We start from the raw sequence: 25,108 nt of genomic DNA, 5'->3' as shown, positions 1-25,108 counted from the left end.
GGTGTGTTGCTCGTGGCTCCCCAGGTGTGGGGCGACTAGGTTCCTCACCGGTCCGTATCCGACAGTTCGACATCCGAGGTGACGTAGGCGTGGCTCTTCCGCCCCTTACCCCTGAACAGCGCGCAGCCGCGCTCGAAAAGGCCGCCGCGGCTCGCCGGGAGCGGGCCGAGGTCAAGAATCGACTCAAGCACTCCGGCGCCTCCCTTCACGAGGTCATCAAGCAGGGCCAGGAGAACGACGTCATCGGCAAGATGAAGGTCTCCGCCCTGCTCGAGTCCCTGCCGGGCGTGGGTAAGGTCCGCGCCAAGCAGATCATGGAGCGACTGGGCATCTCCGAGAGCCGCCGCGTGCGCGGTCTCGGGTCCAACCAGATCGCCTCCCTGGAGCGCGAGTTCGGCAGCACCGGCTCCTGAACCCCGAGCGGCCCGGGACCGGCGTCCCGGGCACTCCGGGATTGCTGGAATAATCGCTGCATGGCTGCAACACCCCGGGGGACGACCCCCGAACCCCCGGACGCACGTCCGCGGCTGACCGTGCTCTCCGGCCCCTCCGGGGTCGGCAAGAGCACGGTCGTCGCCCATATGCGCAAGGCACATCCCGAGGTCTGGCTCTCCGTGTCGGCGACGACGCGGAGGCCCCGGCCGGGAGAGCAGCACGGGGTCCACTACTTCTTCGTCACCGACGAGGAGATGGACAAGCTGATCGCCAACGGTGAGCTGTTGGAGTGGGCCGAGTTCGCCGGCAACCGCTACGGCACACCCCGCGCGGCGGTGCTGGAGCACCTGGAGGCGGGTGTGCCCGTGCTGCTGGAGATCGACCTCCAGGGCGCGCGGCAGGTCCGCGAGTCCATGGCCGAGGCCCAGCTGGTGTTCCTGGCTCCTCCCTCCTGGGAGGAGCTCGTGCGCAGGCTCACGGGGCGCGGCACCGAGTCGCCCGAGGTGATCGAGCGCCGTCTGCGGGCCGCGAAGACCGAGCTCGCGGCCGAGCCGGAGTTCGACACGACCCTGGTCAACACCTCCGTCGAGGACGTGGCCCGCGAGCTGATAGCCTTGATGGACGTCGTCTGACCGTCACCGATCACCCAGTGGGATCGTCCAGCAGGACCGACCAGCGGGACCGATCGGCGGTCACCCGGACTGAATCTTTCCCATCCATCGGAAGGTAGAGCGTGTCCTCTTCCATCTCCGCGCCCGAGGGCATCATCAACCCGCCGATCGACGAGCTCCTCGAGGCCACGGACTCGAAGTACAGTCTCGTGATCTACGCGGCCAAGCGGGCCCGCCAGATCAACGCGTACTACTCGCAGCTCGGCGAGGGTCTCCTCGAGTACGTCGGTCCCCTCGTCGACACCCACGTCCACGAGAAGCCGCTCTCGATCGCCCTGCGCGAGATCAACGCGGGACTGCTGACCTCCGAGGCCGTCGAGGGCCCCGGTCAGTAAGTCGCACCAGCTGATTGCGGCTGACTTTTCCACAGGCCCGGCAGTACATCTGCCGGGCCTGTGGTGTCTCATGGGGTGGTCGCACATTTTCCGAGGTCCGGGGAGAGACGGTGGACAAGCCGAAGGTCGTTCTGGGGGTCAGCGGCGGCATCGCCGCGTACAAGGCCTGTGAGCTGCTCAGGCGGCTGACGGAGTCGGGGCACGACGTCCGTGTCGTCCCCACCGCCTCCGCGCTGCACTTCGTCGGTGCCGCCACCTGGTCCGCCCTCTCCGGCAACCCGGTCTCCACCGAGGTCTGGGACGACGTCCACGAGGTGCCGCACGTCCGCATCGGGCAGCACGCCGACCTGGTGGTCGTCGCCCCGGCCACGGCGGACGTGCTCGCCAAGGCGGCCCACGGCCTGGCCGACGACCTCCTCACCAACACCCTGCTCACCGCCCGCTGCCCGGTGGTCTTCGCCCCCGCCATGCACACCGAGATGTGGGAGCACCCGGCCACCCAGGAGAACGTGGCGACGCTGCGCCGCCGCGGCGCCGTCGTCGTCGAACCGGCCGTCGGCCGCCTCACCGGCGTCGACACCGGAAAGGGCCGGCTGCCCGAGCCGGCCGAGATCTTCGAGGTCTGCCGCCGGGTGCTGGCCCGCGGTGCCACGGCGCCCGACCTCGCCGGGCGGCACGTCGTGATCAGCGCCGGAGGCACCCGGGAGCCGCTCGACCCCGTCCGCTTCCTCGGCAACCGCTCCTCCGGCAAGCAGGGCTACGCCCTCGCCCGTACCGCCGCCGCCCGGGGCGCCCGCGTCACGCTGATCGCGGCCAACACCGCGCTGCCCGACCCGGCCGGTGTGGACGTCGTCCCCGTGGGGACCGCCGTGGAACTGCGCGAGGCCGTGCTCGGCGCCGCCGCGGACGCGGACGCGGTGGTCATGGCCGCGGCCGTCGCCGACTTCCGGCCGGCGTCCTACGCGACCGGCAAGATCAAGAAGAAGGACGACCAGGAGCCCGAGCCCATCGCCCTGGTGCGGAATCCGGACGTTCTCGCCGAGATCTCGGGCGACCGTGCGCGCCCCGGCCAGGTGATCGTCGGCTTCGCCGCCGAGACCGACGACGTGCTCGCCAACGGCCGCGCCAAGCTGAAGCGCAAGGGCTGCGATCTGCTGGTGGTGAACGAGGTGGGGGAGCGCAAGACGTTCGGCTCCGAGGAGAACGAGGCCGTGGTGCTGGGCGCCGACGGCAGCGAGACCCGCGTCGCGCACGGCCCGAAGGAGGCCCTGGCCGAAACCGTGTGGGACCTGGTGGCCGAGCGCCTCGGGTGAGGGTTTCATTCACCGTTCGGTCCACCGAAACCTCGCGCCCCGGGGCGTGGCGCCTCTGGCCAACGCCGCCCGGCATGGGCACAATGCCCGTGCCGCAGGTCACAGCGTTTCCGAGAGTCGAGACAGGAGGGCCGGCGGCGAAGCGCGACCGATAAACTGTTCCACGGACGGCGTCGGGTGCAGCCCCCGCCGTCCACCAATGATCAGCCAGCAGCCGCTGCAACCCCAGGGAGCGTTGTGTCCCGTCGTCTGTTCACCTCGGAGTCCGTGACCGAGGGTCACCCCGACAAGATCGCTGACCAGATCAGCGACACCATTCTCGACGCGCTGCTGCGCGAGGACCCGACCTCCCGGGTCGCCGTCGAGACCCTGATCACCACCGGTCTGGTGCACGTGGCCGGCGAGGTCACGACCAAGGCGTACGCGGACATCGCGACGCTGGTCCGCAACAAGATCCTGGAGATCGGCTACGACTCCTCGAAGAAGGGCTTCGACGGCGCCTCCTGCGGCGTGTCGGTGTCGATCGGCGCGCAGTCCCCGGACATCGCGCAGGGCGTCGACGCCGCCTACGAGGCCCGTGTGGAGGGCGACGACGACGAACTGGACCGGCAGGGCGCCGGTGACCAGGGCCTGATGTTCGGCTACGCGACGGACGAGACGCCGACGCTGATGCCGCTGCCGATCTTCCTCGCGCACCGCCTGTCCAAGCGCCTGTCCGACGTGCGCAAGAACGGCACCATCCCCTACCTGCGCCCGGACGGCAAGACCCAGGTCACCATCGAGTACGACGGCGACAAGGCGGTCCGCCTGGACACCGTCGTGGTCTCCTCGCAGCACGCCTCCGACATCGACCTGGAGTCGCTGCTCGCCCCCGACATCCGCGAGTTCGTCGTGGAGCCGGAGCTCAGGGCGCTGCTGGACGACGGCATCAAGCTGGACACCGAGAACTACCGGCTGCTGGTCAACCCCACCGGTCGCTTCGAGATCGGCGGCCCGATGGGCGACGCCGGCCTGACCGGCCGCAAGATCATCATCGACACCTACGGCGGCATGGCCCGCCACGGCGGCGGCGCGTTCTCCGGCAAGGACCCGTCCAAGGTGGACCGCTCGGCGGCGTACGCGATGCGCTGGGTCGCCAAGAACGTGGTCGCGGCCGGCCTGGCCGCCCGCTGCGAGGTCCAGGTCGCCTACGCCATCGGCAAGGCCGAGCCGGTCGGCCTGTTCGTCGAGACCTTCGGCACCGCCAAGGTCGACACCGAGCGGATCGAGCAGGCCATCGACGAGGTCTTCGACCTCCGCCCGGCCGCCATCATCCGCGATCTCGACCTGCTGCGTCCGATCTACTCCCAGACCGCCGCCTACGGCCACTTCGGCCGTGAGCTGCCCGACTTCACCTGGGAGCGCACCGACCGCGTGGACGCGCTGCGCGCGGCGGCGGGCCTGTAGGGCACACGGCCGCACCACTGGTGCGCGGGGCCCGGCGTCCTTCGGGACGCCGGGCCCCGGCGCGTCCCGGGTCGGGGCCGCTGTCGGTGGCGTTTGGTAAGAATGCAGGCGTGAGCAGCGAGAACGGACAGGCGGCCGGGGGCGCCAAGGGCGCGCCGCCCGAGCAGCTCGCGCTCATCCGGGAGAGCGTGCGCAAGGCCGAGGTGCCCCGGGCCAAGCCGCGTACCTGGCGGGGGGCCGCGCTCGCCAAGGAACTGCCCGTCGCCCGGGTCCTCGTCGACAAGGGCGCGCTCCATCTCGACCGCTACTTCGACTACGCCGTCCCCGAGGAACTGGACGCCGACGCACAGCCCGGAGTGCGGGTGCGGGTGCGGTTCGGTGCCGGACGGCACCGGGTGCGCGAGGGACGGCGCGAGGGCGGGGGGCTGATCGACGGGTTCCTCGTCGAGCGGCTCGCCGAGTCCGACTACTCCGGCCCCCTGGCGGCGCTGGCCCAGGTCGTCTCACCCGAGCCGGTACTGAGCGAGGAGCTGCTGGGACTGGCCCGGGCGGTCGCCGACCGGTACGCCGGCAGCCTCGCCGACGTGCTCCAGCTCGCCGTGCCGCCGCGCAGCGCCCGCGCCGAGCAACGGTCCTCGCCCGCCGCGCTGCCGCCGCCCCCGGCGCCCGAGCCGGGCTCCTGGAGCCGTTACGAGCAGGGGCCCGCGTTCCTGGAGTCACTGGCCCGCGGGGGCGCCCCGCGGGCGGTGTGGAACGCGCTGCCCGGGCCGGGGTGGAGCGAGGAACTGGCGCGAGCCGTCACGGCGACGCTGGCCTCCGGACGCGGTGCGCTGGTCGTCCTGCCGGACGGACGGGCCGTCGCCCGGATCGACGCCGCGCTCACCGCCCTGCTGGGCCGGGGGCGGCACGCGGTGCTCACCGCCGACGCCGGGCCGGAGAAGCGGTACGCGCAGTGGCTCGCCGTGCGGCGGGGGTCCGTACGGGCCGTCATCGGAACGCGCGCGGCCATGTTCGCGCCGGTGCGGGACCTCGGACTGGTCGCCGTCTGGGACGACGGCGACGACAGCCACAGCGAACAGCACGCCCCGCAGCCGCACGCCCGCGAGGTGCTGCTGCTGAGGGCGGCGCAGGACAGGTGCGGGTTCCTCCTGGGCGGCTGGAGCTGCACCGTGGAGGCCGCCCAGCTGGTGGAGACCGGCTGGGCCCGGCCGCTGGTCGCCGGCAGGGAACGGGTGCGGGGCGCCGCACCGCTGGTGCGCACCGTGGGGGACGGGGACTTCGCGCGCGACGAGGCCGCCCGCGCGGCACGGCTGCCGACGCTCGCCTGGCAGGTGGTCAGGGAAGGGCTGCGGCACGGCCCGGTGCTCGTGCAGGTGCCCCGGCGGGGGTACGTGCCGCGGATGGCGTGCGCCCGCTGCCGGGAACCGGCGCGGTGCCGCCACTGCGCCGGGCCGCTCGAGGCGCGGGGCTTTGACGATCTGCGGTGCGGCTGGTGCGGGCGCGAGGAGAGCGGCTGGCACTGTCCCGAGTGCGGCGGGTTCCGCCTGCGGGCCCAGGTGGTGGGGGCGCGGCGGACCGCCGAGGAACTGGGCCGCGCCTTCCCGGCCGTTGCGGTGCGCACCTCGGGGCGCGAGCACGTGCTGGACACGGTGCCGGCGGCGCCCGCGCTGGTGGTGAGCACACCCGGCGCCGAACCGGTCGCCGAGGGCGGGTACGCGGCGGCCCTGCTGCTGGACGGATGGGCCATGCTGGGCCGCCCCGACCTGCGGGCCGGGGAGGACGCGCTGCGCCGCTGGATCGGCGCGGCGGCGCTCGTCCGTCCGCAGTCGGCGGGGGGCACGGTGGTGGTGGTCGCCGAGCCGACGCTGCGGCCCGTGCAGGCGCTGGTGCGGTGGGACCCGGTCGGGCACGCGGTGCGGGAACTGGCCGAGCGCGCCGAGCTGGGGTTCCCGCCGGTGTCGCGGATGGCGGCGGTGTCGGGGCCGGGCCGGGCGGTGGCCGAGTTCCTGCGCGCGGTCGAACTGCCCGGGGAGGCGGAGGTGCTGGGCCCGGTTCCGCTGCCGGTCACCGCCGCGGGGCAGCAACGGCGACCGGGAGGGCCGCCTCCCGGCGAGCACTGGGAGCGGAGCCTGATCCGGGTGCCGCCGGGCAGGGGCGCCGCCCTGGCGGGCGCGTTGAAGGCCGCACAGGCGGCCCGGACGGCCCGGGGCGCAGGAGAGGCGGTGCGGGTGCGGATCGACCCGCCCGACATCGGGTGAGGGGCGCCGCGCGGCCGGTGTGCGACCCGCCCCGGGGCCCCGCCCTCCCGGAGGCGGTGCGTCCGGGAGGGCGGGGCCCCGGGGCGGGGGAGCGGGGGCGGGGAGCGGGTGGCTCAGCCGTTGCGGGGGCCGGGGAAGGCCGTCCGCCGCGGCTCGTCGCGCAGCGACGGGCTGCCCGCGGTGGGCTGGGTCGGCATGGAGCGGGTCTCGGAAACCGTCGGCACCGTGGAGAGGCCGGTGCCCACATTGACCGTGCGGGCGCCCGGCGGATCCGCCGCGTGCTCGGCCTCGGTGGCCTTCGGCATCTGCGCGGGGGCCCGGCGGGAGCCGTAACGGCGGTGCACCGCCTGCTTGGTGACGCCCAGCGCGGAGCCCACCGCATCCCACGAGAAGCCCAGTGAACGGTCGAAGTCCACGGCCGCCGTGACCAGGGTCTCGACACTGTCCCGCAGTTCCTGGGCGAGACGGACCGTCGGAGCGGGGGCGCGCCCGTAGACGACGAAGCCCGTGGAGGGGCCGGAGCGGCGCGGGCGGTAGACGTTGCCCAGTTGGGCGGTGAGCGTGCGCAGTGCGTCCACCTGCCGGCGGACCCGCTCGATGTCCCGCACCAGCAGGTGCAGGCTGGCCCGAGCCTGGGCGTCGTGGGTTGCGTGGTCGGCCATGAACAAGCCTCTCGAACCGGCGTTGAAAGGAAAGGGCCCGTACCGGGCCCGTGGTCAACTCTTTCTTGACCAACGCGGATTCGCCCCGCGGGTCACGGGGTGGGGCGTGGCGGCATATGCGTACGCCCCCGCGCACCACCCGCTTCCCGGGACGGGAGAGGGACGGCCCCCGCGGACGGCCCCTGCGGACGTCCCCCGTGGGCGCCCGCCGGCGGCGGCTCTCCCCGCACGGGCGCTTCCACCGCCGCCCCATAGACTGGTGCGTTGCCCGTGTCCGTCCCCGCCCGAGAGGCCCGAAGCACCCCATGAAGCTCGTCTTCGCCGGTACCCCCGAGGTCGCCGTTCCCGCACTGGACGCCCTCCTCGCCTCCGGGCGGCACGAGGTGGCCGCCGTCGTCACGCGGCCCGACGCGCCGGCCGGGCGGGGACGCAGGCTGGTCGCCTCCCCCGTCGCCGAACGGGCCGAGGAGGCCGGGATCGAGGTGCTCAAGCCGGTCCGGCCCAGGGACCCGGAGTTCCTGGAGCGCCTGAAGGAGATCGAGCCCGACTGCTGCCCCGTCGTCGCCTACGGCGCCCTGCTGCCCAGGGCGGCCCTGGACATCCCCGCCCGCGGCTGGGTCAACCTGCACTTCTCCCTGCTGCCCGCCTGGCGCGGGGCCGCCCCCGTGCAGCACGCCATCATGGCGGGCGACGAGATCACCGGCGCCTCCACCTTCCTCATCGAGGAGGGCCTCGACTCCGGGCCCGTCTACGGCACCGTCACCGAGGAGATCCGGCCCACCGACACCAGCGGCGACCTGCTCACCCGGCTGGCCTTCGCCGGCGCCGGGCTGCTCGCGGCGACCATGGACGGCATCGAGGACGGCACGCTGCAGGCCGTACCGCAGCCCGCCGAGGGCGTCAGCCTCGCGCCCAAGGTCGCCGTGGAGGACGCCCGCGTCGACTTCACCGCCCCGGCCCTGCGCGTCGACCGGGTGGTGCGCGGCTGCACTCCCGCCCCCGGCGCCTGGACCACCTTCCGGGGCGAGCGGCTGAAGATCGTCCAGGCCGCTCCCGTGCCCGGGCGGACCGATCTCGAGCCCGGCCGGCTGGCCGTCGGCAAGAACAACGTGTACGTCGGCACCGGTTCGTACGCCGTGGAGCTGCTGTGGGTGCAGGCCCAGGGCAAGAAGCCGATGCGGGCGGCGGACTGGGCGCGCGGGGCGCGGATCGCCGCCGGGGAGAGCGTCGGCACCTGACGCCGCGGGCGGCGGCACGCCCCGACGACGTAGGCTGGGGCGCGCACCCCACCCCACTTCCGGAGCACCTTTTTCGTGAGCGACCAGCCCCGTCGGCCCCGCCGGCCCGCCAAGCCCTACCGCCGGCCCAAGAAGGACCCCGTCCGCGTCCTCGCCTTCGAGGCCCTGCGGGCCGTGGACGAGCGGGACGCGTACGCCAACCTCGTCCTGCCGCCGCTGCTGCGCACGGCGCGCGAGAAGGGCGACTTCGACGCCCGGGACGCGGCGCTGGCGACCGAGCTGGTGTACGGGACGCTGCGCCGGCAGGGGACGTACGACGCGATCATCGCGGCCTGTGTCGACCGGCCGCTGCGCGAGGTGGACCCGCCGGTGCTGGACGTGCTGAGCCTGGGCGCGCACCAACTGCTCGGGACGCGGATCCCGACGCACGCCGCCGTGTCCGCCTCCGTCGAACTGGCCCGGGTGGTGCTGGGCGACGGGCGGGCCAAGTTCGTCAACGCCGTGCTGCGCCGGATCGCGCAGGACGACCTCGACGGGTGGCTGGAGCGCGTCGCACCGCCCTACGAGGAGGACCCCGAGGACCATCTCGCCGTCGTGCACTCGCACCCCCGCTGGGTCGTCTCCGCGCTGTGGGACTCGCTCGGCGGCGGGCGGGCCGGCATCGAGGACCTGCTGCGGGCCGACAACGAGCGCCCCGAGGTCACGCTGGTCGCCCGGCCGGGGCGGGCCACCACCGACGAACTGCTCGGCGAGGAGGCCGCCGTGCCGGGACGCTGGTCGCCCCACGCGGTGCGGCTGACCGAGGGCGGTGAGCCGGGCGCCGTCAAGGCGGTCGCCGAGGGCCGGGCCGGCGTCCAGGACGAGGGCAGCCAGCTCGTCGCCCTCGCGCTCGCCGCCGCGCCGGTCGAGGGCCGTGACCGGATGTGGCTGGACGGGTGCGCCGGGCCCGGCGGCAAGGCCGCGCTGCTCGCGGCGCTCGCCGCCGAGCGCGGTGCCGTGCTGCTCGCCTCCGAGAAGCAGCCGCACCGCGCCGGACTGGTGGCGAGGGCGCTGCACGGCAACCCCGGGCCGTACCAGGTCGTCGCCGCGGACGGGACGCGCCCGGCGTGGCGGCCCGGCAGCTTCGACCGGGTGCTGGTCGACGTGCCGTGCACCGGCCTCGGCGCCCTGCGCCGCCGCCCCGAGGCACGCTGGCGGCGCCGCCCGGAGGACCTGGCCGGCTTCGCCCCGCTCCAGCGCGGGCTGCTGCGCACTGCCCTGGAGTCCGTGCGGGTCGGCGGTGTCGTCGGCTACGCCACCTGCTCGCCCCACCTCGCGGAGACCCGGGCCGTGGTCGCCGACCTCCTCGGGCAGTTCCCGGACGCGGAGCTGATCGACGCCCGGCCGCTGCTGCCGGGCGTACCGGATCTGGGCGAGGGGCCCGACGTACAGCTGTGGCCGCATCTGCACGGCACCGACGCGATGTACCTGGCGCTCATCCGCCGGACCGGCTGACGCCCGCCTCCGGCTCCCGCACCCCGCCCCCGTCCTCGCGGGCCGACCGGTGCGGCCACCACACCTTCGGGCCCACGTCCAGGAACAGGGACGTGACCAGCACCGACCGCACGACGAAGGTGTCCAGCAGGACGCCCAGCGCGACCGCGAAACCGATCTCGGCGAAGGCGACCATGGGGAGCGTGCCGAGGGCGGCGAAGGTGCCGGCCAGCACCAGCCCGGCGGACGTGATGACGGAGCCCGTGGTGGCGAGCGCGGTGACCACACCGGGCCGGGTGCCCCGGCGGGCGGCCTCCTCGCGGATGCGGGTGGTCAGGAAGATGTTGTAGTCGATGCCCAGGGCCACCAGGAAGACGAAGACGAACAGCGGGAACTCGGTCGCCTCGCCCGCGTAGCCGAAGACGTACCGGAAGGCCAGGGCGCTGAGGCCGAGCGCCGCGGTGAAGGACAGGATCACCGTGCCGATCAGCAGCAGCGGGGCGACCAGGGAGCGCAGCAGGACGCACAGGATCAGCAGGACGACCACCAGCACCAGCGGGATGATCAGCACGTTGTCGCGCAGGGTGGCCCTGTCCATGTCCACCAGGGCCGCCGTACTGCCGCCCACCAGCGCGTCGGCGTCCGGCACCGCGTGCACGGCGTCGCGGACCCGCTCCACGGTCGCCTTCGCCGCCCCGCTGTCCGCCGGGGCGGTCATGGTCGCCTCGAACAGCACCCTGTCCCCGAAGGAGGGTCCGGCGCCCGGGAGCGGGCCGAGGGAGTCCGGGACGACGCCCTCCGTGGCGGCGACCGCGCGGCCCACCCGCTCGGCCTGCTCCCGGTCGGCGACGACGACGAGCGGATCACCGCTGCCCGCCGGGAAGTACCGTGCGGACACCTCCTGGCCCACGATCGAGTCGGGCTTCCCGATGAACGCGTCCGCGTTGCCGATGCCCTCGGCGCGCAACTGGACCATGCCCAGCGAGCAGAGCGCCAGCACCGCGGCCGTCACCCCCCAGACCAGGCGCGGGCGGCGGGCGATGCGGCGGCCCGTGCGGGCCCACGGGCCCCGCTCGGTCGGGTCGGGCGCGCCGTGGCGCGGTACCACCGGCCAGAAGATCCACCGTCCGAGGACGACCAGCAGCGCCGGGAAGAGCGTCAGCAGGGCCGACAGGGCGACCGCGACACCGATCGCGGCGACCGGGCCGAGGCCGCTGGTGGAGTTCATCTCGGCGGTCAGCAGCACCAGCGTGCTCAGGACGACGGTCGCGCCGGAGGCGAGCACCGCCGGGCCCGCGCGGCGCAGTGCCAGCGCCATCGCCTCGTGCCGGTCCGCGTGCCGGCGCAGCTCCTCCCGGTAGCGGGCGACCAGGAGCAGGGCGTAGTCGGTGCCCGCGCCGAAGACGAGCACCAGCAGGATGCCGGCGCTCTGGCCGTTGACCGTGAGCCCGCCGTGCTCGGCCAGCAGGTAGACCAGGGCCTGCGCCGTGAACAGCGCGACGATCACCGAGAACAGCGGGACCAGCAGCAGGGTCGGGCTGCGGTAGGTGATCAGCAGCATGACGACGACCACGGCCGTCGCGGCGAACAGCAGCGTGGAGTCGATGCCCTCGAAGCCCTCGGCGAAGTCCGCCGAGGTGCCGCCGGGACCCGTGACGTGCACGGCGAGCCCGTCGTCGCTCCCGCCGAGGCGGTCCCGGACGGAGTCGACCGCGGACGCGATCCGCTCCCAGCCCTTCTCGTCCATCGTGATCGGCACGTAGACCTGCGCCGCACGCGGGCCGGTCGCGCGGTCGTAGACCGGTCCGCGCGTCTCGTCGCCCCGGACCCCGTGGTCGCTCAACCGCTCGAGCCACGTCACGTCCTCGGCGATCCGCTCCCGGTCCGCCGCCGTCAGACCGCTCTCCCGGGCGTAGACCACGACCGCGGGGATCTGCTCGGGCCGGAAGTCCTCGGAGATCTCCAGGACCCGGGTCGACTCCGCGGAGCCCGGCAGCCAGGACGCCGCGTCGTTGTCCTGGGCGCCGGTGAGCCTCTGGGCGAGGGGCGCCACCAGGAACAGGACCACCAGCCACAGCAGCACCACCAGCCACTTGGTGCGTCGGCCGCACACCAGGTACGCGATGCCCCGGCTCCGGGTCATGACGCCCCCCGGAGCCGCGGACGGGGCCGCCGGGCCGCCCGACACGGCGCGGACGGCGGTGCCGGAACGTCCGACGACGAACTCAGGTCTGGACCGGAGGGACCATCCGTACCCGGGCATGGCAGGCTTGGTCCATGGCCGTGCAGATCAACCCCAGCATCCTGTCCGCCGACTTCGCCCGCCTCGCGGACGAGGCGAAGGCGGTCGAGGGAGCCGACTGGCTCCATGTCGACGTCATGGACAACCATTTCGTCCCGAACCTCACGCTCGGTGTGCCGGTCGTGGAGTCGCTCGCCCGTGCGACGGACACCCCGCTGGACTGCCATCTGATGATCGAGGCTCCCGACCGGTGGGCGCCCCAGTACGTGGAGGCGGGGGCCGGTTCCGTCACCTTCCACGTCGAGGCGGCCACCGCGCCGGTGCGGCTCGCCCGGGAGATCAGGGCCAAGGGCGCGCGTGCCTCCATGGCGCTCAGGCCGGCGACCCCCGTCGAGCCGTACGAGGACCTGCTCCCCGAACTCGACATGCTGCTCATCATGACGGTCGAGCCGGGCTTCGGGGGCCAGGCCTTTCTCGACATCATGCTTCCGAAGATCCGCCGCACCCGCGAGTTGATCAACAAGCACGGCCTGCAGCTCTGGCTCCAGGTCGACGGCGGGGTCTCGGCCTCCACCATCGAGCGGTGCGCCGACGCCGGCGCCGACGTCTTCGTCGCGGGTTCCGCCGTGTACGGGGCCGAGGACCCGGCCGAGGCGGTGCGCGCACTGCGCCATCAGGCCGAGGCGGCGACGGCCGGGGCGTCGTGGGCGTGCGACCACTGAGCGTCAGGAACGTGAACGGCTCCCAGCAGGGCTGATCAACCGCGCCGGATCTGCAAGGATGAACGGCGAATCCAGAGTGTGAACGGCAGTGAGGAGAGCCCCGTGTCGGGTATGTCGGCGGGCCGGTCAGCCATGCGGATGGGACCCGCTGAGCTGGTGCAGGCGGCGGCCATGGCCCGCCGCTTCTACCTCGAGGGCAAGTCCAAGATCCAGATCGCCGAGGAGTTCGGCGTCAGTCGCTTCAAGGTGGCCCGGGTCCTGGAGACCGCTCTCGAACGGGATCTCGTACGGATCGAGATCCGCGTGCCGGCCGAGCTGGACGCCGAGCGCTCCGACGCGCTCCGCGCCCGCTACGGCCTGAGGCACGCCGTCGTGGTCGAGTCCCCGGTCGAGACCGAGGAGACACCCGACCCCGAGAACCTGGGAGAGGTGGCCGCCGACCTGCTCGGCGAACTGGTCAACGAAGGGGATGTGCTGGGCCTGGCCTGGGGCCGGTCCACCATCCACATGGCGGCGGCCCTGGACCGGCTGCCGCCCTGCACGGTCGTGCAGCTGACGGGGGTGTACGACGCCGGGACCGCCGAGCGCGGCTCGGTGGAGGCGGTGCGGCGCGCCGCGCAGGTGTCGGGCGGCGACGCCCACCCCATCTACGCGCCGATGCTGCTGCCGGACGCGGCCACCGCGGCGGCACTGCGCCACCAGACCGGGATCGCGCGGGCCTTCGAGTACTTCGACAAGGTCACGGTCGCCTGTGTCTCCATCGGCTCCTGGGAGCCGGGCATCTCGACGGTGCACGACATGCTCAGCGACGAGGAGCGGGCGCACTACGCCTCCCTCGGCGTCGCCGCCGAGATGTCCGCGCACCTCTTCGACTCCGAGGGGCGCCGGGTCGGCCGGGACCTGGGGGAGCGGTGCATCACGGTCAAGACCGACCAGCTCCGGCGCGTCCCCGAGGTCGTCGCGATCGCGGGCGGACAACGCAAGGGGCCCGCGATCGACGCGGTGCTGCGCTCCGGACTCGTCACCAGTCTGGTGACGGACACCTCGGCCGCGGACTACCTGATGACGGCGGGGCCGACGCCGAAGCCGGCGCTCAACCGGGCCGACCCCGACGGAAACTGACCGGCGGCCGGGAGGGGGCGGTCGCCGCCGCGCCCCTCGGCCGGCGCCCCCGCCCCCCGACCGCCTTCGGAGGTTCCTCCCACCCCCTCCCGACCTGCTTGGACGATGCGCCCGGGGATCGCGCACCGGCTGACATGGGACAATGAAGTACGTGCTCTTCCCCCTGGCTGACCTGCCCGGGGGCCACCTCTGATCGACTGGGATGTGCAGCACGTGCGTTTCCTCAACGACATCCAGCCCGCGTACGACCTGACGTACGACGACGTCTTCATGGTGCCGAGCCGGTCCGCGGTCGGCTCGCGTCAGGGCGTGGACCTCAGCTCCCCGGACGGCACGGGCACCACCATCCCGCTCGTCGTCGCCAACATGACCGCCATCGCCGGGCGCCGCATGGCCGAGACCGTGGCCCGCCGCGGCGGTCTCGTGGTCATCCCGCAGGACATCCCGATCGAGGTCGTCACCGAGGTCGTCTCCTGGGTCAAGAGCCGCCACCTGGTGCTCGACACCCCCATCGTGCTGGCCCCGCACCAGACCGTCGCCGACGCGCTCGCCCTGCTGCCCAAGCGCGCGCACAACGCGGGCGTCGTGGTGGACGACGGGCACAAGCCGGTCGGCGTGGTCACCGACACCGACCTGTCCGGCGTGGACCGCTTCACGCAGCTCACCGAGGTCATGTCCCGCGACCTGCTGCTCATCGACGCCGACATGGACCCGCGCGAGGCCTTCAACACCCTCGACGCGGCCAACCGGCGCTACGCCCCGGCCGTCGACTCCGACGGCCGTCTCGCCGGCATCCTCACCCGCAAGGGCGCCCTGCGCGCCACCCTGTACACGCCGGCCACCGACGACCGGGGGCGGCTGCGCATCGCCGCCGCCGTCGGCATCAACGGCGACGTGGCGGGCAAGGCCCGGCAGTTGCTGGAGGCGGGCGTCGACACCCTCGTCATCGACACGGCGCACGGCCACCAGGAGTCGATGATCAACGCGCTGAAGCTGGTCCGCGACCTCGACCCGCAGGTCCCGGTCGTCGCGGGCAACGTCGTCGCCGCCGCGGGCGTGCGCGACCTGATCGAAGCGGGCGCGGACATCGTCAAGGTCGGCGTCGGCCCCGGCGCCATGTGCACCACCCGCATGATGACCGGCGTCGGCCGCCCGCAGTTCTCCGCCGTCCTGGAGTGCGCGGCCGAGGCGAGGAAGTACGGCAAGCACGTGTGGGCCGACGGAGGGGTCCGCCACCCGCGCGACGTCGCGATGGCGCTCGCGGCCGGCGCGTCCAACGTGATGGTCGGCTCCTGGTTCGCCGGGACGTACGAGTCCCCGGGCGACCTCCAGCACGACGCGGACGGCCGCCCCTACAAGGAGTCGTTCGGCATGGCCTCCGCGCGCGCCGTGCGCAACCGCACCTCGGAGGAGTCGGCCTACGACCGGGCCCGCAAGACGCTGTTCGAGGAGGGCATCTCCACCTCCCGCATGTTCCTCGACCCGGCCCGGCCGGGCGTCGAGGACCTGATCGACTCGATCATCGCGGGCGTCCGCTCCTCCTGCACCTACGCCGGCGCCGGCTCGCTGGAGGAGTTCGCCGAGAAGGCCGTCGTCGGCATCCAGAGCGCCGCCGGCTACGCCGAGGGCAAGCCGCTGCACGCCAGCTGGAACTGACGGCGACCGCCTCCGCCGCACGGCCCCCGCTGATCCCGTCGCCGGGAGGGCGGGGGCCGCGGTGCGTCCGGGCGCGACGACCGTGGCCGCGGGGCAGCGGCCGGTGCGGCCGCGGCCCCGGGGGGTGATCTCCGACACCCCGCGCACGGGCGCCCTCCCCGCACCGCCCGGCCACCGCCTCCTCCCCGGCCGCCCGGACCGCCGGACGCACCGGGGCGCCGACGGGATCCGCCACGGGTGCGCCGGCCCCGGACCTGCCTGGTCAGGGAGGTGTCCGGCACCGGGGAGGCCCGGCCCGCCGACCGGCGGGCCGGACGCAACGGACGAAAGCCGCGGCGCAACGAACACCCGTTCCGGTGCGAAGAACGCAACGATCTTGCGGCGGTCCGCAAGATTGCTGCATTTCAACAGCAACGTCCGACCTCGTAGGGTTACGCGCTGTACGTGGTGCGGCGGGGGACCGCCCGGCGGGTCCCGGCTGTCGCGGGGCGCCGCCGGTCCCCGCCGCGGAACACCGGCAGCGATGAAGGAGTCAGCGCGTGCTCGACCAAGGCGCACCCCCGCACGACAACAGGCCCACCGCGTCGTCCGCCCCGGGCGCCGGTGCGCGCCTGATGCGCCGCAAGCCCGTGGAACGCCTGGTCGCGGAGGGTGGGCAGGGCGAGGGAGGATCACTGCGCCGCTCCCTCGGGCTGTGGCAGCTGACCATGATCAGCATCGGTGCCACCCTCGGCACCGGCATCTTCGTCGTCCTCGGCGAAGCCGTCCCCAAGGCCGGTCCGGCCGTCACCCTCTCCTTCGTCATCGCCGGTCTGACCGCCCTCTTCTCGGCCCTCTCCTACGCGGAGCTGGCGGGCACCATCCCGGTCTCCGGCTCCTCGTACTCGTATGCGTACGCAACGATGGGCGAGCTGATCGCCTGGGTCTGCGGCTGGTGCCTGGTCCTCGAGTACGGCGTGTCGGTCGCCGCCGTCGCCGTCGGCTGGGGCGAGTACCTCAACGAACTGCTCGACGGCACCATCGGCGTCACCATCCCGGCCGCGCTGTCCGCCCCGCCCGGCGACGGCGGCGTGTTCAACCTGCCCGCGCTGATCGTGGTCCTGCTCGCCATGGCGTTCCTGATGGGCGGCGCCCGCGAGTCCGCCCGCGCCAACACGATCATGGTCATGGTGAAGATCGGCGCGCTGGTGCTGTTCTGCGCCATCGGCGTCCAGGGCCTGCGCTCCGGCAACTACGAGAACTTCATGCCGCTCGGCATGGCCGGCGTCAGTGCCGCCGGGGCCACCCTGTTCTTCTCCTACATCGGCTTCGACGCCGCCTCCACCGCGGGCGAGGAGGCGAAGAACGCCCAGCGCGACCTGCCCCGGGCGATCCTGCTGTCGCTCGTCGTCGTCACCGCGCTGTACGTCCTCGTCGCCGCCGTCGCCGTCGGCGCCAAGCCCTGGGAGGACTTCACCGGCTCCGAGGCCGCGCTCGCCCAGATCATGCGCGAGGTCACCGGCCAGACCTTCTGGGGCACCCTGCTCGCGTTCTGCGCCGTCATCGCCATCGCCAGCGTCGTGCTGACCGTGCTCTACGGGCAGACCCGCATCCTGTTCGCCATGTCCCGGGACGGGCTCGTGCCCAAGGTGTTCGCCAGGGTCCACCCGAAGACCGGCACCCCCCGCGCCAACACCCTGATCGTCTCCCTGTTCTGCGGCGTGCTCGCCGCCGCGATCCCGCTCGGCCAGCTCGCCGACGCCACCAGCATCGGCACCCTGTTCGCCTTCGCGCTGGTCAACGTGGCCGTCGTGGTGCTGCGCCGGACCCGACCCGAGATGCCCCGCACCTTCCGGGTGCCGCTGTCGCCGGTCCTGCCCGCGCTGGGCTTCGGCTTCTGCGTGTGGATGATGGGCAGCCTGTCCACCGTCACCTGGGTGGTCTTCGGCGTCTGGATGGCCGTCGGCCTCGTGTTCTACTTCCTGTACGGCTACCGCCGCTCCCGGCTCGCCGCACCGGCCGCACCAGAAACGAAGTGAACCACCCGCAGTGCTGAACGATCTCGACGAACGCATCGTGCACGCCCTCGCCGAGGACGCCCGCCGCTCCTACGCGGACATCGGCCAACTCGTCGGCCTGTCCGCGCCCGCCGTGAAACGCCGCGTGGACCGGCTGCGCGCCACCGGGGCCATCACCGGCTTCACCGTCCGGGTGGACCCGGCCGCCCTCGGCTGGGAGACCGAGGGGTTCGTCGAGATCTACTGCCGCGGCAACACCTCCCCGGAGACCATCCAGCGGGGCCTGGAGCGCTACCAGGAGGTCGTGGCCGCCTCCACCGTCACCGGTGACGCGGACGCGATCGCCCAGGTCTTCGCCTCCGACATGCGCCACTTCGAACGGGTCCTGGAGCGCATCGCCGGGGAGCCGTTCGTCGAGCGGACCAAGTCCGTGCTGGTGCTGTCGCCGCTGCTGCGGCGCTTCTCGTCGGGATCGCCCACCCAGGGCCAGTAACCGGACTCTATGAGTCCGGTTGCGGCGTACGCTGAGTGCATGCTGCACCGCGCCAATTCCGGACATGTGCGGATCGGGCCGGCGGCTGACGCGAGCGCCCCCGTGTTCGTCGACTCCTCCGGTCGGCGGGCGCGCCTCCTGCGGCGCACCGGATACGGCCTGGCCGCACTGGCGGCCGCGTACATGGCGGTGCTGGGGATGAGCCTGATGGGCGCGACGCCGTTCGCGCCGGGTGCGATGCTGCCCCTCCCGGACGGCTCCGCGGCGCCCGCCGCACCGGACGGGACCCCGCCGACCCCCCTGACACCCGGCGACCCGTCCGCGCCGGGCCTGCGGGGGACCGGCGACCCGCGGCTCGCGGCCGCCCCGGGCGCCCTGCTCGTCCCGGGGCTCACGCTGCTCGGCCCGTCCGGAGCGCCCCTCCTCCTGCCTCCCGGGGACCCGCCGGCCACCGACGTGCCGACGCCCCCGGCTCCCGCCGGGCCGGAGGCACCGCCGTCCCAGGAGCCGCCCTCACCGGACCGGCCCGCGGCCCCGGACCCCGATGGCCCCGCCGCTCCCGGCCCCGCACCCGGCACGGGCGGTCCCACACCCGGCACGGGCGGTCCCACACCCGGCACGGGCGGCACGCCCGCCCCGCCTCCCCCCTCGTCGCCCGCACCCGGCGATGAGGCCGGGGAGCCCCCCGCCCCTCCGCCGGACCCCGGGTCCCCGCCCGGGACGCCGCCGCAGCCCGTCCCGCCCCCCGCCGCTCCGGAGCCCGGCCCCGCCGCGCCGCCCGGGAACTCCGGCGCCTCCCCGCCCTCCGGCCCGCCGGCGGTCGAGGCTCCCTGATGCCGGGGCGCCGCCGACGGCCGGACCGCCCCCCGCCGCCACCCCCCGGCCCGCGGCGCGACGGGGCGCACCCGCCGCGCCGGCACCGCTTCCGCCTCGCCGTCCCCCTCGTCCCCCTCGCCCCCCTCGTCTCTCTCGTCCTGCTGGCCTTCGTCGTCTCGGTGCTCCTGGTCGCGGGGTACACCTCCCGGGGCTTCACCGGTGACCAGGAGCGCCGCGGCGGACACTCGGCCGACGGCGTCCCCCGGGAGGTCACCGGCGGCGGCCCGATCGTCGACGCCGCCCACGACCCCCCGCGCACCTTCCGCGTACCGGACAGGACGGTGGTGCTGACCTTCGACGACGGCCCCGACCCCGTCTGGACCCCCCGCGTGCAGGCGGTGCTCGACCACCACGGCGTCCCCGGCACCTTCTTCGTCACCGGCCAGCAGGTCGCGCGCCACCCGGAGACCCTGCGCCGGGTGATCCGGGCCGGACACGAGATCGGCGTGCACACCTTCTCCCACCGGGACCTGGCCACCCAGTCCGCGGGCGCCACCGACCGGGAGCTGGCGCTGACCCAGCTCGCCCTCGCGGGAGCCGGCGGCATCAACAGCTCCCTCATGCGGATGCCCTACTCCGCCACCCCCTCCGCCCTGGACGCCCCGGAGTGGTCCGCGGCCCGGCGCCTGGGCGACAAGGGGTACGTCCTGGCCTTCATCGACCGGGACACCAGGGACTGGCAGCGGCCGGGCGCCCGGGCGATCGCCGACGCGGCCGTACCCGACGTGCCGGGCAGGGGCGCGGTGGTCCTCCTGCACGACGCGGGAGGGGACAGGTCGCAGACCGTCGCGGCCCTCGAGCTCCTGATCCCCCGGCTCCAGGCGCAGGGCTACCGCTTCGCCACCCTCGCGGACGTCCTGCGCACCGACAGCCTCACCACCCCCGTGGACACCGCGGCCCTGTGGCAGGGACGCCTCTTCGTGACGGCGGTGTCGTTCTCGGGGACGGCGGTGTCGGTCGTCGGCACGCTGCTGCTGGTGGTCGGGGCGCTCGTCCTCGCACGGTGTGCGCTGCTGCTCGTCCTGGCCCGCCACCACGCCCGCCGGCGTCCGGGGCCCGGCACCGGGACGGGCCGCCCGGTCACCCGGCCCGTCAGCGTCGTGGTCCCCGCCTGCAACGAGAGGCTGTGCATCGCCAAGACGCTCCGCTCCCTGGCCGCCGGCGACCATCCCGTCGAGATCGTCGTCGTGGACGACGGCTCCGACGACGGCACCGCCGAGATCGCGGAATCACTCGCCCTGGAGTCGGTCACCGTCGTCCGCCGGCCGAACGGCGGCAAGCCCGCCGCCCTCAACACCGGCATCCTGCGGGCCTCCCACGACCTCGTCGTGCTGCTGGACGCCGACACGGTGTTCGCCCCCTCGACCGTCCGCCGCCTCGTCCAGCCGTTCGCCGACCCCGCCGTCGGCGCCACCGCCGGGAACGCCAAGGTCGGCAACCGCCGGAGCCTGCTGGGCCGCTGGCAGCACATCGAGTACGTGATGGGCTTCAACCTCGACCGCCGCATGTACGACCTGCTGCGCTGCCTGCCCACCGTCCCCGGTGCCGTCGGCGCGTTCCGCGTCAGCGCCCTGCGGGACGCCGGGATGATGAGCGGGGACACCCTCGCCGAGGACACCGATGTCACCATGGCCCTCCACCGGGCCGGGTGGGAGGTGGGCTACGTGGAGGACGCGCTCGCCTGGACCGAGGCGCCGGCCACGTTGCGGGAACTGTGGCGCCAGCGCTACCGGTGGAGCTACGGCACCATGCAGGCCGCGTGGAAGCACCGGCACGCGGTGTTCGAGCGCGGCCACGCGGGCCGCTTCGGCCGTCTGGGCCTGCCGCTGCTGGTCGTCTTCCAGATCCTCACTCCGCTGCTCGCCCCCCTGATCGACATCCTGACCGTCTACGGCCTGGTGTTCGGCGATCCGCTCGGCACGCTGGCGGCGTGGACCGGAGTGCTGGCGGTGCAGGCCGTGTGCGCCGGCTACGCGTTCCGTCTCGACGGTGAGAGCCTCCGGCCGCTGTGGGCGCTGCCCCTGCAACAGGTCGTCTACCGGCAGCTGATGTACCTGGTGCTCGCCCAGGCGTGCCTCACCGCGGTCAACGGACACCGGCTGCCCTGGCAGCGGCTCAAGCGCAGCGGGGACGTGGTGCTGCCGCCCCAGCCGTCCCCCCGGGAGCCCTGAGTACCGGCCGTGCGGGGAAACCGCGGGACGGGCCGGGTCCCTCCCGTCTAGTATCGGTGCCATGACCTGGCGACATTGATCCACCAGCCGTGCCTCCCGAGGGCCGCCTCGGGCACCGCGCGTCCTCCGCGTCCGGTGTCCGAACCACCCCAACGGGAAGGCCCCATGACTCTCACGCCCACGCGTGGGTCCGACGTCCGCGTGCGACGGCTGACCACCACGCTGTACGGCTACGCGTTCCTCGAAGACTTCATCCTGCTCTACCCGGTGTACGCGCTGCTGTTCAGCGACACCGGTCTCACGGTCTGGCAGATCTCCTCCCTGTTCGCGCTCTGGTCCCTCACCGGAGTGCTGCTGGAGGTCCCCTCCGGTGCCTGGGCCGACGCCGTCTCCCGCCGGCTGCTGCTGTGGCTCGGCCCCCTGTTCACCGCCACCGGCTTCGCCCTGTGGGTGCTGCTGCCGTCCTACGGCGCCTTCGCGGTCGGCTTCGTCCTGTGGGGCATCGGCGGAGCGCTCGGTTCCGGTGCGCGGGAGGCGCTGGTCTACGACGAACTGGAACGGCTCGACGCGGCCGACCGCTACGCCCGGGTCATGGGCCGGGCCCGCGCGGCCGGACTGGTCGCCGTCATGGCGGCCATGGCACTCGCCGGCCCGGTGTTCGCCCGGGGCGGGCACACCGCCGTCGGCGCCGCCAGCGTGCTGGTGTGCCTGCTGGCGGCGGTCACCGCCACCCGGTTCCCCGAGCACCGCTCCCCGGCGGCCGGACCCGGAAGCTGGACGGCGACCCTGCGCGCCGGACTCGCCGAGGCGCGCGCCGACCGTTCCGTGCGCGGGGCCCTGCTGCTGGTCCCGGCCGTGGGCGCCGTGTGGGGCGCCCTCGACGAGTACACGCCGCTGCTGGTCCGCGACACCGGCGTCGCCGACGGGACGGTTCCCCACCTGCTCCTGCTGATCTGGGCCGGTGCCACCGCCGGCAGCCTGCTCGCCGGGGAGGGCGAGCGCCTCGGCACGGCCGGGCTCGCGGCCCTGCTCGCCGGTGCCGGTCTCGCCCTGGCCGCCGGCTCGGCCGCCGGCACCCCGGCCGGGCTCGTCCTCGTCGCCCTCGCCTTCGGCGGCTTCCAGGCGGCGACGGTCCTGGCCGACGCCCGGCTCCAGCGGTGCATCGAGGACACCGGGCGGGCCACCCTCACCTCGGTCGCGGGACTGGGCACGGAGCTGGCCACGGTCGCGGTCTTCGGCGGTTACGCGGCGATCGCCTCGGGGCACGCGCACGGCACCGCCTTCGCGGTGTTCGCGGTGCCCTATCTGGTGACCGCGTTGCTCCTGGTGCTCACGGGGCCATTGCGCTCGCGGCGCGGCATCCCGTAGGTTGTGCGCCACTCGCTACCGGCCGGTAACACCGGCCGGCAGCCGCTTCGCCGCCCAGTCACCCGAGCGTCCTGGGGAGAGCCATGCGCCGACTCGTCGGCCGTCCCACCACGGTCCGCGCCCGCATCGTCGCGCTCGTGTCCGCTCCGGCGCTCGCCCTGCTGGCGCTGTGGACCTTCACCATGGTGTCGGTCACCGGCGAACTGCGCGCGCTGGTCCGGCTGCAGGGCGTGTACGAGGACTTCGGCACGCCCGTCGACACGGCGATCGGGCAGATCCAGATCGAACGGCGGCTGGCGGCCGCGTACTTGGGGGTGGAACACCGTACGCCCGCGACCCGGGACCTCATGGAGCAGCAGCGCCGCACCGACCGCGCCGTGAAGGCCATGCGCGACGCGATCCGGGACGGCGACCGCGACCGGCTCACCGGCCGGCAGCGCCAGGCCCTCGACGCCGTGGTCGCCGCCGCCGGCGAACTGGAGGGGCTGCGCCAGCGGGTCCTGTCCCGCGCCATCTCCTGGGACCGGGCCGTCGAGGAGTACGGTGCGCTGGTGGAGCCCGGGTTCGGCGTCCAGTCCGCCCTCACCGCCCTGCAGGCCGGACAGCTCGCGCGGGAGGCGCAGGTCGTCGTCGAGCTCGTCCGGGTGAGGGAGTTCGTCTCCCGTGAGGACGCCCTCGTCGCCGGGGCGCACGCGGCCGGCCGGCTGACCGACCGGCAGTACGACACGCTCACCGCGACGATCGAGCACCGCCGCGTCTTCGAGCGGACGTACGTGCCCGACCTTCCGTCCGACTCGCGGGCCTTGTTCGAGGAGTTCCAACGCGGCGAACTGCACGGCGCGTTGACCCGGAGCGAGGACGCGCTGCTCCGGGCGGGGCCGGAGCGCGCCGGTGCCGCCGTCGCGGCCGTGTCCTGGCGCACGACCACCGACCGGGCCGTCACGCGCTACATGGAGCTGTGCACCCGGGCGGCCCTCAACTCCGCCGAGCGCGGCCGGGCCTTCGCCCGACAGGAGCTGATCGAGGCGGCCGTCGTGGGCGGGCTCGGACTGGCGGTCATGGGCCTGTCCCTGGGGTGGGCGGTGCGCGGCGCCCGCCGCATCTCCCGCCGCCTGGAGCTGCTGCGGGATTCCGCCGATCTGCTCACCACACGACAACTCCCCGACGTCATGGCCCGGTTGAGCGCCGGAGAGGAGGTGAACGCGGCCGCCGAGGCGCCGCCGCTGGCCGACGCGGAGGCGGAGCCCGACGAGATCGGCCAGGTCGGCCGGTCCTTCAACGCGGCCCGCCTCGCCGCCGTCGAGGCCGCCGTCCGGCAGGCCACCCTGCGCCGCGGGCTGTTCGCGGTGCTGCTCTCCATCGCCCGGCGCAACCAGACCCTCGTGCACCGCCAGCTGAAGCTGGTCGACACCCTGGAACGGCGCACGGACGATCCCGAGGCGCTGGAGCAGCTGTTCCGCATCGACCACCTCACCACCCGGATGCGGCGCCACGCGGAGAACCTGATCATCCTCTCCGGCGCGGCCCCGGGCCGCAGATGGCGCCGCCCCGTGCCCGTCGCCGATGTCGTCTCCTCCGCCGTGAGCGAGATCGAGGACTACGCGCGGGTGGAGGTGCCGCCCATGGACCGGGTCGGCATCGCGGCGGACGCCGTCGCCGACGTCGTCCACCTCGTCGCCGAACTCCTGGAGAACGCCACGGTGTTCTCGCCCCCGCACACCCGGGTGACCCTGCGCACCGGCCGGGAGCGCGGTGGCTTCGTCCTGCGGATCGACGACCGGGGGCCCGGTCTCGGCTCCGGACCGCTCCACCAGGCCCATCGCACCCTCGGCCACCCCGACGACTTCGACCCGTCCCGCCACGACCGGCTCGGCCTGTACGTGGTCGGCCGGCTCGCCGCACGGCACGCCATCGAGGTGACGCTGCACGAGTCCCCGTACGGCGGGACGACGGCCGCCGTGCTGCTGCCGGGCGGGGTCCTGGCGGACCTGGAGGCCGAAGATCCCGAGGTGCCTGAGGGGCCCGAGGCGCCCGAGGAGACGGAGGGCGTGTCCTCCTTGCCGTGCTTGCCGTGACCGACGACGACCACTGGTACGAGGACGAGACCGGCCCGATGGTGCGCCCCTATGCCCTCACCCGGGGCCGCACCCGGCCGTCGGGCGGGCCCGCCATCACCCTGCTGTCCCAGGTGGGCGCCGTGGAGTCCGGGCTGTCACGCCCCGCTGTCGACCACGCCCCCGCCGGCCTGCTCGACCTGGTGCGCCGCCGGGGCCCGCTGCCCGTGGTCGAGCTCGCCGCGGTCGCGGACCTGCCGCTGACCGTCGTCCGCGTGCTGCTCGCCGACCTGGCCGGGGCCGGTCTGGTGCGGATCGGCGCACCGCGCCGCACGGACGGGGCGGCGGCCGACCCGGAGCTCCTGCGCGAGATCGTGGCACGGCTCCGGGAGCTGTGACCCCCGCCTCCCGCCGGCCGCGTGCCGGGCGTCGCGGTGCGGTGCGGTGAGGGGTGAACGGGGCATCGAGCGCGACGGCGGCCGTGCGTTCGGTACGGCGGTCGACGGCGGCCCTTTCCGCAGGTGGGACGGGCACTCGCCCCCGCGCGTCCCCGGCCGGAAACGGGCCCCGAGCGGG

At 74.2% G+C, this 25,108-nt stretch carries 20 protein-coding genes; 18 read left to right on the top strand and 2 right to left on the bottom strand.

All coding sequences use genetic code 11. From position 1 onward, the window contains the following. The first annotated feature begins 89 nt into the window (after window positions 1-89). From CP969_RS08320 to CP969_RS08295, 6 genes are all read left to right on the top strand, one after another. The gene (locus CP969_RS08320; protein WP_003977346.1) at window positions 90-413 is read left to right on the top strand and encodes an integration host factor; all 324 of its coding nucleotides are present in this window, start codon (window positions 90-92) and stop codon (window positions 411-413) included. A 60-nt stretch (window positions 414-473) separates the two neighbouring features. Then, complete coding sequence (gene gmk / locus CP969_RS08315; protein WP_051044441.1) at window positions 474-1,067, top strand: guanylate kinase; 594 nt, start codon at window positions 474-476, stop codon at window positions 1,065-1,067. 101 nt (window positions 1,068-1,168) lie between these two features. After that, window positions 1,169-1,441 carry a DNA-directed RNA polymerase subunit omega gene (gene rpoZ, locus CP969_RS08310; RefSeq protein WP_004933985.1) on the top strand — a complete coding sequence of 91 codons (273 nt, stop codon included), beginning with the start codon at window positions 1,169-1,171 and terminating at the stop codon, window positions 1,439-1,441. A gap of 110 nt (window positions 1,442-1,551) precedes the next feature. Continuing rightward, window positions 1,552-2,754: a bifunctional phosphopantothenoylcysteine decarboxylase/phosphopantothenate--cysteine ligase CoaBC gene (gene coaBC / locus CP969_RS08305; protein WP_016827107.1), complete on the top strand. Its 1,203-nt coding sequence runs from the start codon at window positions 1,552-1,554 to the stop codon at window positions 2,752-2,754. A 237-nt stretch (window positions 2,755-2,991) separates the two neighbouring features. Then, window positions 2,992-4,200: a methionine adenosyltransferase gene (gene metK / locus CP969_RS08300; protein ID WP_004990693.1), complete on the top strand. Its 1,209-nt coding sequence runs from the start codon at window positions 2,992-2,994 to the stop codon at window positions 4,198-4,200. Between the two features lie 110 nt (window positions 4,201-4,310). Then, window positions 4,311-6,458: a primosomal protein N' gene (locus tag CP969_RS08295; RefSeq protein ID WP_150474907.1), complete on the top strand. Its 2,148-nt coding sequence runs from the start codon at window positions 4,311-4,313 to the stop codon at window positions 6,456-6,458. Window positions 6,459-6,571: 113 nt separating this feature from the next. On the opposite strand, the gene CP969_RS08290 is transcribed toward CP969_RS08295, so the two are convergent. Then, window positions 6,572-7,120, bottom strand: coding sequence for a hypothetical protein (locus CP969_RS08290; protein ID WP_004990697.1), 549 nt, complete (start codon window positions 7,118-7,120; stop codon window positions 6,572-6,574). 305 nt (window positions 7,121-7,425) lie between these two features. Here CP969_RS08290 and fmt point away from each other — a divergent pair, with 305 nt between their 5' ends. Both fmt and CP969_RS08280 read left to right on the top strand, forming a co-directional pair. After that, window positions 7,426-8,358 carry a methionyl-tRNA formyltransferase gene (gene fmt, locus CP969_RS08285; RefSeq protein ID WP_016827111.1) on the top strand — a complete coding sequence of 311 codons (933 nt, stop codon included), beginning with the start codon at window positions 7,426-7,428 and terminating at the stop codon, window positions 8,356-8,358. 75 nt (window positions 8,359-8,433) lie between these two features. Then, a complete protein-coding gene (locus CP969_RS08280; RefSeq protein WP_016827112.1) occupies window positions 8,434-9,852 on the top strand; it encodes an RsmB/NOP family class I SAM-dependent RNA methyltransferase in 1,419 nt (472 codons plus the stop codon). On the opposite strand, the gene CP969_RS08275 is transcribed toward CP969_RS08280, so the two are convergent. Further along, complete coding sequence (locus tag CP969_RS08275) at window positions 9,833-11,974, bottom strand: MMPL family transporter (protein WP_004990704.1); 2,142 nt, start codon at window positions 11,972-11,974, stop codon at window positions 9,833-9,835. The genes CP969_RS08280 and CP969_RS08275 overlap by 20 nt on opposite strands. Window positions 11,975-12,108: 134 nt before the next feature. Here CP969_RS08275 and rpe point away from each other — a divergent pair, with 134 nt between their 5' ends. The 10 genes from rpe (at window position 12,109) to CP969_RS08225 (ending at window position 24,930) form a co-directional block, all read left to right on the top strand. After that, a complete protein-coding gene (gene rpe / locus CP969_RS08270; RefSeq protein WP_004990708.1) occupies window positions 12,109-12,795 on the top strand; it encodes a ribulose-phosphate 3-epimerase in 687 nt (228 codons plus the stop codon). A gap of 78 nt (window positions 12,796-12,873) precedes the next feature. Beyond that, a complete protein-coding gene (locus CP969_RS08265) occupies window positions 12,874-13,917 on the top strand; it encodes a sugar-binding transcriptional regulator (RefSeq protein WP_004990711.1) in 1,044 nt (347 codons plus the stop codon). Between the two features lie 213 nt (window positions 13,918-14,130). Beyond that, window positions 14,131-15,573, top strand: a complete 1,443-nt coding sequence (locus tag CP969_RS08260) for a GuaB1 family IMP dehydrogenase-related protein (RefSeq protein ID WP_026085333.1) — start codon at window positions 14,131-14,133, stop codon at window positions 15,571-15,573. Between the two features lie 539 nt (window positions 15,574-16,112). Further along, complete coding sequence (locus CP969_RS08255; RefSeq protein ID WP_016827118.1) at window positions 16,113-17,591, top strand: amino acid permease; 1,479 nt, start codon at window positions 16,113-16,115, stop codon at window positions 17,589-17,591. A gap of 10 nt (window positions 17,592-17,601) precedes the next feature. Beyond that, window positions 17,602-18,063: an Lrp/AsnC family transcriptional regulator gene (locus tag CP969_RS08250; protein WP_004990717.1), complete on the top strand. Its 462-nt coding sequence runs from the start codon at window positions 17,602-17,604 to the stop codon at window positions 18,061-18,063. Window positions 18,064-18,102: 39 nt separating this feature from the next. Continuing rightward, window positions 18,103-18,897 (top strand): hypothetical protein, encoded by a 795-nt coding sequence (locus tag CP969_RS08245; RefSeq protein WP_223887180.1) that lies wholly within the window; start codon window positions 18,103-18,105, stop codon window positions 18,895-18,897. Further along, window positions 18,897-21,110 (top strand): bifunctional polysaccharide deacetylase/glycosyltransferase family 2 protein, encoded by a 2,214-nt coding sequence (locus CP969_RS08240; RefSeq protein WP_223887065.1) that lies wholly within the window; start codon window positions 18,897-18,899, stop codon window positions 21,108-21,110. The genes CP969_RS08245 and CP969_RS08240 overlap by 1 nt, the downstream gene beginning before the upstream one ends. 165 nt (window positions 21,111-21,275) lie before the next feature. Continuing rightward, a complete protein-coding gene (locus CP969_RS08235) occupies window positions 21,276-22,478 on the top strand; it encodes an MFS transporter (RefSeq protein ID WP_016827122.1) in 1,203 nt (400 codons plus the stop codon). Window positions 22,479-22,561: 83 nt separating this feature from the next. Next, window positions 22,562-24,553: a sensor histidine kinase gene (locus CP969_RS08230; protein WP_016827124.1), complete on the top strand. Its 1,992-nt coding sequence runs from the start codon at window positions 22,562-22,564 to the stop codon at window positions 24,551-24,553. Next, on the top strand, window positions 24,550-24,930 hold the full coding sequence (locus tag CP969_RS08225; protein ID WP_016827125.1) for a DUF742 domain-containing protein: 381 nt from the start codon (window positions 24,550-24,552) through the stop codon (window positions 24,928-24,930). Before CP969_RS08230 ends, CP969_RS08225 begins: the two co-directional genes overlap by 4 nt. Window positions 24,931-25,108: the final 178 nt, after the last annotated feature.

It is taken from the genome of Streptomyces viridosporus T7A (genome assembly GCF_008704515.1).
In the GTDB taxonomy this organism is placed as follows: domain Bacteria; phylum Actinomycetota; class Actinomycetes; order Streptomycetales; family Streptomycetaceae; genus Streptomyces; species Streptomyces viridosporus.
The sequence above is the reverse complement of the archived record's forward strand: the minus strand, read 5'-3'. Positions and strand labels throughout refer to the sequence as shown.

Coding starts and splice junctions, on each gene's coding strand:
- CP969_RS08240 (WP_223887065.1), top strand. CDS start 18,897: ATGCCGGGGCGCCGCCGACGGCCGGACCGCCCCCCGCCGCCACCCCCC.
- CP969_RS08245 (WP_223887180.1), top strand. CDS start 18,103: ATGCTGCACCGCGCCAATTCCGGACATGTGCGGATCGGGCCGGCGGCT.
- CP969_RS08275 (WP_004990704.1), bottom strand. CDS start 11,974: ATGACCCGGAGCCGGGGCATCGCGTACCTGGTGTGCGGCCGACGCACC.
- CP969_RS08230 (WP_016827124.1), top strand. CDS start 22,562: ATGCGCCGACTCGTCGGCCGTCCCACCACGGTCCGCGCCCGCATCGTC.
- gmk (WP_051044441.1), top strand. CDS start 474: ATGGCTGCAACACCCCGGGGGACGACCCCCGAACCCCCGGACGCACGT.
- CP969_RS08290 (WP_004990697.1), bottom strand. CDS start 7,120: ATGGCCGACCACGCAACCCACGACGCCCAGGCTCGGGCCAGCCTGCAC.
- rpe (WP_004990708.1), top strand. CDS start 12,109: ATGGCCGTGCAGATCAACCCCAGCATCCTGTCCGCCGACTTCGCCCGC.
- fmt (WP_016827111.1), top strand. CDS start 7,426: ATGAAGCTCGTCTTCGCCGGTACCCCCGAGGTCGCCGTTCCCGCACTG.
- CP969_RS08235 (WP_016827122.1), top strand. CDS start 21,276: ATGACTCTCACGCCCACGCGTGGGTCCGACGTCCGCGTGCGACGGCTG.